Origin of the sequence: Curvibacter gracilis ATCC BAA-807 (assembly GCF_000518645.1) — a bacterium.
GTDB classification, from domain to species: Bacteria; Pseudomonadota; Gammaproteobacteria; order Burkholderiales; family Burkholderiaceae_C; genus Curvibacter; species Curvibacter gracilis.
Genome location: NZ_JADZ01000063.1, coordinates 1 through 6410 on the forward strand (window position 1 = coordinate 1; position 6410 = coordinate 6410).

8 protein-coding genes and 1 pseudogene are annotated in these 6410 nt (G+C 42.7%); 2 read left to right on the forward strand and 7 right to left on the reverse strand.

Features of this window, described 5'->3' with window-relative positions:
- On the forward strand, window positions 1–382 hold a 382-nt coding region (locus tag L880_RS0125405), incomplete at its 5' end, for a GDP-mannose 4,6-dehydratase (RefSeq protein WP_027478003.1).
- Between the two features lie 49 nt (window positions 383–431).
- On the opposite strand, the gene L880_RS36110 is transcribed toward L880_RS0125405, so the two are convergent.
- From L880_RS36110 to L880_RS35945, 7 genes are all read right to left on the reverse strand, one after another.
- The gene (locus tag L880_RS36110; protein ID WP_169737810.1) at window positions 432–602 is read right to left on the reverse strand and encodes an integrase core domain-containing protein; all 171 of its coding nucleotides are present in this window, start codon (window positions 600–602) and stop codon (window positions 432–434) included.
- 130 nt (window positions 603–732) lie between these two features.
- Complete coding sequence (locus tag L880_RS0125415; protein WP_027478004.1) at window positions 733–969, reverse strand: DUF1153 domain-containing protein; 237 nt, start codon at window positions 967–969, stop codon at window positions 733–735.
- 115 nt (window positions 970–1084) lie between these two features.
- Complete coding sequence (locus tag L880_RS35270; protein WP_084461669.1) at window positions 1085–2137, reverse strand: glycosyltransferase family 4 protein; 1053 nt, start codon at window positions 2135–2137, stop codon at window positions 1085–1087.
- Window positions 2134–3060 carry a hypothetical protein gene (locus L880_RS35930; protein WP_157463069.1) on the reverse strand — a complete coding sequence of 309 codons (927 nt, stop codon included), beginning with the start codon at window positions 3058–3060 and terminating at the stop codon, window positions 2134–2136. Before L880_RS35930 ends, L880_RS35270 begins: the two co-directional genes overlap by 4 nt.
- 2 nt (window positions 3061–3062) lie before the next feature.
- Window positions 3063–4178: a hypothetical protein gene (locus L880_RS35935; RefSeq protein WP_157463070.1), complete on the reverse strand. Its 1116-nt coding sequence runs from the start codon at window positions 4176–4178 to the stop codon at window positions 3063–3065.
- Window positions 4179–4312: 134 nt separating this feature from the next.
- The gene (locus L880_RS35940; protein ID WP_157463071.1) at window positions 4313–5374 is read right to left on the reverse strand and encodes an O-fucosyltransferase family protein; all 1062 of its coding nucleotides are present in this window, start codon (window positions 5372–5374) and stop codon (window positions 4313–4315) included.
- Window positions 5364–5945 carry a hypothetical protein gene (locus L880_RS35945; protein ID WP_157463072.1) on the reverse strand — a complete coding sequence of 194 codons (582 nt, stop codon included), beginning with the start codon at window positions 5943–5945 and terminating at the stop codon, window positions 5364–5366. The genes L880_RS35940 and L880_RS35945 overlap by 11 nt, the downstream gene beginning before the upstream one ends.
- Before the next feature lie 280 nt (window positions 5946–6225).
- On the opposite strand from L880_RS35945, the pseudogene L880_RS0125425 reads away from it, so the two are divergent.
- Window positions 6226–6410: pseudogene (locus tag L880_RS0125425) on the forward strand (IS1380-like element ISCARN34 family transposase); the annotation flags it as partial.

Consider the following 6410-nt stretch of genomic DNA (forward strand, 5'->3'; position numbering starts at 1 on the left):
GGCCGAAGACTTTGTGATTGCCACCGGGGTGCAATACAGCGTGCGCCAGTTTGTGGAGTTTGCGGCGGCCGAGCTGGGCATCACGCTGCGCTTTGAGGGCGAAGGCGAGGCCGAGGTGGCGGTGGTGGCAGCGGTGAGCGGCGACAAGGCCAAGTGCAAGGTGGGCGATGTGGTGGTGCGGGTGGACCCGCGTTACTACCGGCCTACCGAGGTGGAGACGCTGCTGGGCGACCCGAGCAAGGCACACGCCAAGCTGGGCTGGAAGCCGAAGATCACGCTGGCGGAGTTGGTGAAAGAGATGGTGGTCTCGGACTACGACTCGGCGCGCAAGGATGCGCTGGTGAAGATGGCCGGGTTCAAGGCCTACGATCACCACGAGTAATTTTCTTGGGTCAGATGTCACTGTATTGACCCAGCGGTTTGTGCACAGGTCAGGCCGCTAAAGCATATGCCTCAGCGAGGGTCTTCATTTTCAGCGCCTGGTGAGGGCGCCGATGGTTGTACCAACTGATCCAGTCCGCAATCTGGACCTTTGGGGCCGACTTGGTGCTGCGGTAATACACCGTGCGCCTGGGAATCTGGAACCACTGGCAAAGCTTCACGAGGCTGACCGCATCGCGTCTTCAGCCAATCCCTGCTGAAGGCTGAGGATCATTTCTCGTCCTCGTTGCCCAGCACGGAGGCCAGCTTTTTTCTCGCACGCAACTCCAACATCGCTTCGCCGTAGGCCTGCTACAAATCACTGAGCTGGCATTCGTACTGCTCTTTGATTTCCAGGGGCTTGCTGCGCAGCGCGCTCTCCATGCCGCGCTTGCCTTCATTGACCCACTGTTCAACCTCAGAAGGGTTGAGGTCGTAGGCCCGGCTGGCCTCTGAGACCGTGGTCTTTCCTTGAATGATGTCCAGGACCAGGGCCGTCTTTCTCTTGGCCGTCCAACGCTTGATGTCGCCTTCCATCAGGGTGCTCATCTGTGTTTCCTTTCATCGATAACACCTGAGCAGGAAATCACTGGATCAATACACCAACACCGAAAACGCCCACCTTCAAGACAAATAAAAAATACAACAAACAAAAATAAATATATCAAGTAAAAATATCCGCCAAAACATTCCTGCTATCACCAAGAGCATTCATATATTTAGCGCGAACAGATTCTCTCAAAGCATCAAAATTCTTTAGCTTAAGACGAGCCTCACACAAATAATTTGCAGCCAGACCAACATAATCATCCACATCAAATGCTGCCCCACCAAGAAAATCTACTTGCTCAACAATGCAGGCTCTTCTAGTTCCGATCGTAGGTACACCGAAAGACGCGGCCTCCCATATAGTAACGGGCTCAGCCTCATTAGCATAATCAGATGGAAAACATAAAAAATCCAACGCCTGCAAGAAATCATCTTTCCTTCTCTCGTACACTGGCCCAAAATACTTAACAGCCTTGCATTTTGCCAATCTTCCATTAAACTCACTCAATATCAAATCATCAACTGGTCCCGCTACGTGCCCAACAACGTTAACACCACGCAGCAACATCTCCTCGATTAAATCGAAAAACAAAAATATTCCCTTTTCCCTGGTAATATTAGATAAAAAACCCAAAACAATCCCAGTATTCTCTCGTTTCTGTGCTGCAATGGATGCTCCAACTCCCGAAAAAACAACATTAGACAAAATAAAAATCCTGTCATGCCGTATGGAATATTTAGCAATCAATCGCTCTTTCATACATGAGCACAGAACAATAATAGTGGACTTATCATTTAGAAGCCAGAAAAACAATCGGAATTTTGAGCTCGGCCTATCCAAGTAAGAAAAATTATGAAGATGCAATGTCACCTTAACTGAGAAAATATTAGCAGCAAGCAAAAATGCCATATCAAACAACACCCCCCACCCGCCTGATACACCTATATAAACAGCATCAGCCCTAGAAAAAATAAGTCGACATAAAAACGAGGAAAAAGACCTACCAAATGAAAGCAATGTGCCTATCAGGCGCGATCTCTTCATAAAAGGCGAACGATCAAAATAAAATACACTATTTTCCCGAAGCAGATATTCGTAAACTTTTGACGTAACCAATGAGAAGCCATGCAATGGAGGTGGGAAAGGGCCAACAACTAAATATATCATCGCTTTACCAATCGATAGATTTTTACAAAAATATTACGAAAAGACCTGTACGCCAAATAGTTAAAAAAGAAAAAAGAAAATAAAACTTCCGAAAATTTATCATCATTGAACTTTGAAAACCATGACAAAAACAATTTGTCCTGCGGCAAATGCAAAAAAAAGATCCTCGCATACAATGCAATTAAATATCTTTGGCGGAATCCCGGGACACCACTCCAATGACGGTAGATGAAATATTCATCCGAAATATCTCGACAAACGTAGCCGCTAGCAATCATTGAATTCAATGAAACAGAAACCAACATCTCGTCACCCTCATGATGTAGTTCCTTATGACATGCCAAGTATCTCTTATTAACGATCACCGCATTTCGATACAAAGCTTCGAAAAACTGTGGAGATCCAGATATTAGTTCACCACCAAACCAATTAAAAATATTCGGAGGATTCCCCAATCTCACAAGATCACCGGAAACTCTCTCAGACCCATATTCCTCAAAGACTTGCTGAGATATGTTATAAACGAGAGCATCATCAGAATGGTAGAAAAAATCTGGAAGCCTTCTAAGGCATACAACATCCAAATCTATCAACGTGCATCTCAGTGCCTTCAGACCGGCGAAGTATCTAAATACATCAATTTTGTAATGCGCTGAATGGAAAGCCACATTCGCCGAGACCTGAAAATCGAATTCAATTTCAACAACATCAAAATTCAAAACCACATCATTATCATTAACAAGTCCGAGCAAATAAGACCTATCGTTTGTCAAAACCGTCAGTTCATCACCAAATCGAGCAATCGACTTAGCAAGAAGAACCGCATTCCGCAAATAGACAAGATGTTTTGCAGATGCCTGCAGCACTTTCAAGTTAACCGAATCCTTGAAATTAGCAACATACAACAAAGAGTAGAAAACCATGATCAGCTCATATTCTCTTTAAATGTCAAAATCAAATGACGCCACAGAACAATACCAGGCAACAAAACGGACGCAAGCAGTATTATGTTTGCAGTATTTACATGAAAAATCATAAGAAATATATAAAATACAAAAAAGATCAAAACCATGTATAGAAAATTCAGCAAACTAAATCTCAATGAATCAATATGATCGGCATGAAATAGAGATGAAATCACAATATAGAAAACATTGCAAAGCAAATATGAGAATACAAATAACCAGTCAATATTAGAGATTCCGATATTCAACAAATCCAAAATTCCGGAACTCCAGAATTTCGAAAAAACAAATACAAGCAAAAGCAAAAAAGACATGGCTAGCGGCAGCCAAAATATTACCACTCGGAGTCGCCGAAGCCAGGCAACATCACGCCGCTTAATAGCATCCAAATAAATTGGTATTAGCGGACGAAGAACCAATGAAATCGGATTAATCAAGCGAGCAACAAACAGAATAACGGTAGAATAATAGACCTGCTCAGCAACGTATCCAGCAGCAAGAAAAATAATCCCCGGAATATACAGCCTAAAATAATCAGATAGCGAATTAAAAACGTAGGCAAGAGATTCAACGACAATCCTCCACATCCTTAGCAATCTAAATATCGGAAGCACTATAAATCTCTCACGAATTTGGTCGTCAATATATATAAAAAAATTGGAAAGGAGGGTTGGAATATAATAGATAACTGTCGCAAACCAAATATCTTTAGGAGGCCAGAATAGCACCCAAAAAATCATTCCCAAATTAGCAACACCCTGATAAGAACTAGATATTTGATCCTGGCCTTTCGCCAGTTTAAAGACATCACCAACTTGAAAAACCGACTGCAAAAGTGAAATCACCAAGATCAGAAAATAATAGGTGAAGTTATTCAGCCCATTCAAAAAAATCCAGCTATAAAAGCAGTATAAAAAAAATAATAAAACAAAAATAAGGACCAACAACAATCTAAAACCCAATATCAAGCCCATCAAGTATCGAACATCGCCACGACGAGGACTTGAAACCAGGATTCGAACCGAAGGAACGACAGAAACACCAAAAACCAAATACACAAAGGAGGAAAATGCCATCCCCTCCAAAAATAATGAGTAATCATTCGTATTTAAAGACTTAATATAAATCGGAAATACGAAAAACACTATGACACCGCCAAGTATCTTTGGGAAAAACCCATAGGACACCGACCGAATCAGAGAGTATTTACTCATCGCTTTTGCGCTTTAGAAACGCGAGAATATACCGTCATCCATGGCACCAATTTTTTCGCAAAACCCCTGAGCACTCTTTTAATTTTAAATTTAAGAGAAACAACGCCATTCGACTTTTCAAGAAAATATCCATCTATCAACCTGTAGTTGGCACGATCGGAATTTTTTAATGCAATGCAGGATGCAGCAATCAGTGCAAAATGTGCATTATTTTGACCAACAATAGCACCACAAGAGGCTAGTGCAATTATATTCTTGATAGCCACCCGCGTCTCTTGATCTGAAAGAGCCCTATTCTTGAAAAGCATTTTATGATTTGCGTTATCAAAACGATTTTCCTCAAAATCAAAAATCAGCTTTAAATCATCTGGATACTGAACTTCTTTTGTCGCAAGGGGGGTGTCACTCGCAATAAAGACAGATTTAAAGTTCCCAGAACTATGGAAATTAGATATTTCCATATTAACCAAATCAGCGGGAACATATGCCGACTCGACCTTCTTATCCCCCCTCCTATAGTGAACGCCAATTGTTTCATGATTTATCCCCATTCGCCCAACAAAATCCAGCGATTCAGCAAAAATATCTTCTTTTATTTTCAGGGATTTAAAAACAAGACCTTCTATCAACAAACCATCAATTGCTTGCAAATTCAATTTTATTTTCAATGCTTCGACAAGCTGAGGAAGGATTAATCCATCCATTCCACGTATGGACGTGGTTCTCCTATCAAAAACCAAATTCTCAACGTCAGAGAACTCAGCATCACAACTATATTTTGGCCTACCCTCCCAGTCGAAGCCAGAATCGGCAATGAACCCGAAATTCTCGAAAACCTGACCGTAAGGATAATCCTCTTTAGATAGAAAATAAATTGCGCGATCAAATAATATAGCAAGGATTATGGCATCAATGCGAATTGATATTTGCCCACCCAAACCTATTGGAAGTTGCACGCAATACAACCTTTTAGGACGATCTATTTCTGTCGCAGACTTCACAGCCTCGAAAACAACATTGAAATCATCAAGATAGCGATCGCAGATTTCAGCATTCATTTGGCGCCCTAAATTTCAGGAAGAAAAAAAATAAGAAAACAATGCCGCAGGATAGAAAAACAGGCCCAACAACACCGACCAACGCACCTCTCATTAGAATAAAAATATACCCATAAAAAATGCTAGCCACCATTAATCCGCTGAAATTCTCATTGCATTTCATTTTCTCAAAAAAACAATCCAAGTAACCGCAAAAAAACCCAAATGCCATCGACATAAGCACAAGGCCAAAATATCCAAAATCCACATAAAACTCCGCCGGCAAAGGTGCCGACAGATTAATAAACGGATAATTCATATAGATACCAGCCTCACCACCCGTACCTATACTCTTGTCCGGCCAAACCTCTCGCGGTATTGCGAAAAATATTGCCGATAAAATCTGTCGCCCCCAAAGGCAACCAGAATCCCTTACCATATTAACCACATTTATCGTAGACTGTAATCCATCAAAATCACCATGCCCACCCAGGTAATCCTTTACTAATTCTGGCCGGAATTGAGTAATATCTCCACGAGCCAGCTCACTCAACGCGGGAAATATAGTAATTTGCGCAACAAAAAAAGCCATGAAAAAAAATAATTTCCGCATAGCCGTCAAATCAACAAAGACGTAGAGTAGGCAGATTAAGTACCCGCCGATGAGAAATCGAGGAATAGCCAGCGGACTGTTTGTAGTAGCGAATACGAGCAATGATATTAGAAATATAGCGTATCTACCTGAATCCGTGAGCCCAAGAGTGAAAGTGCCTCACCCTGCGGGTGCGTTCGATTTGAGGTAGTTTGGTAAACGCGAGACAGGTGTGGGGCGTTGATGGGCCTGTTGCAAACGCAGTACCTGAGTTCTTCCAATGCGCCCCTTCATCGTCAAGCAGCTCGACTACGACCTCACCCCGGTAGCCGGTCTGGCGCTGGTCGGACATCACCTGAATCGACTCGCGCCAGTGTTCAAGCGACTCGATGCCGCCTTGCCCGTGAGAAATGGCGTTGCCAACAGCGACATCCTGCGCAGCTACCTGGGCCTGCTGGTGCAGGG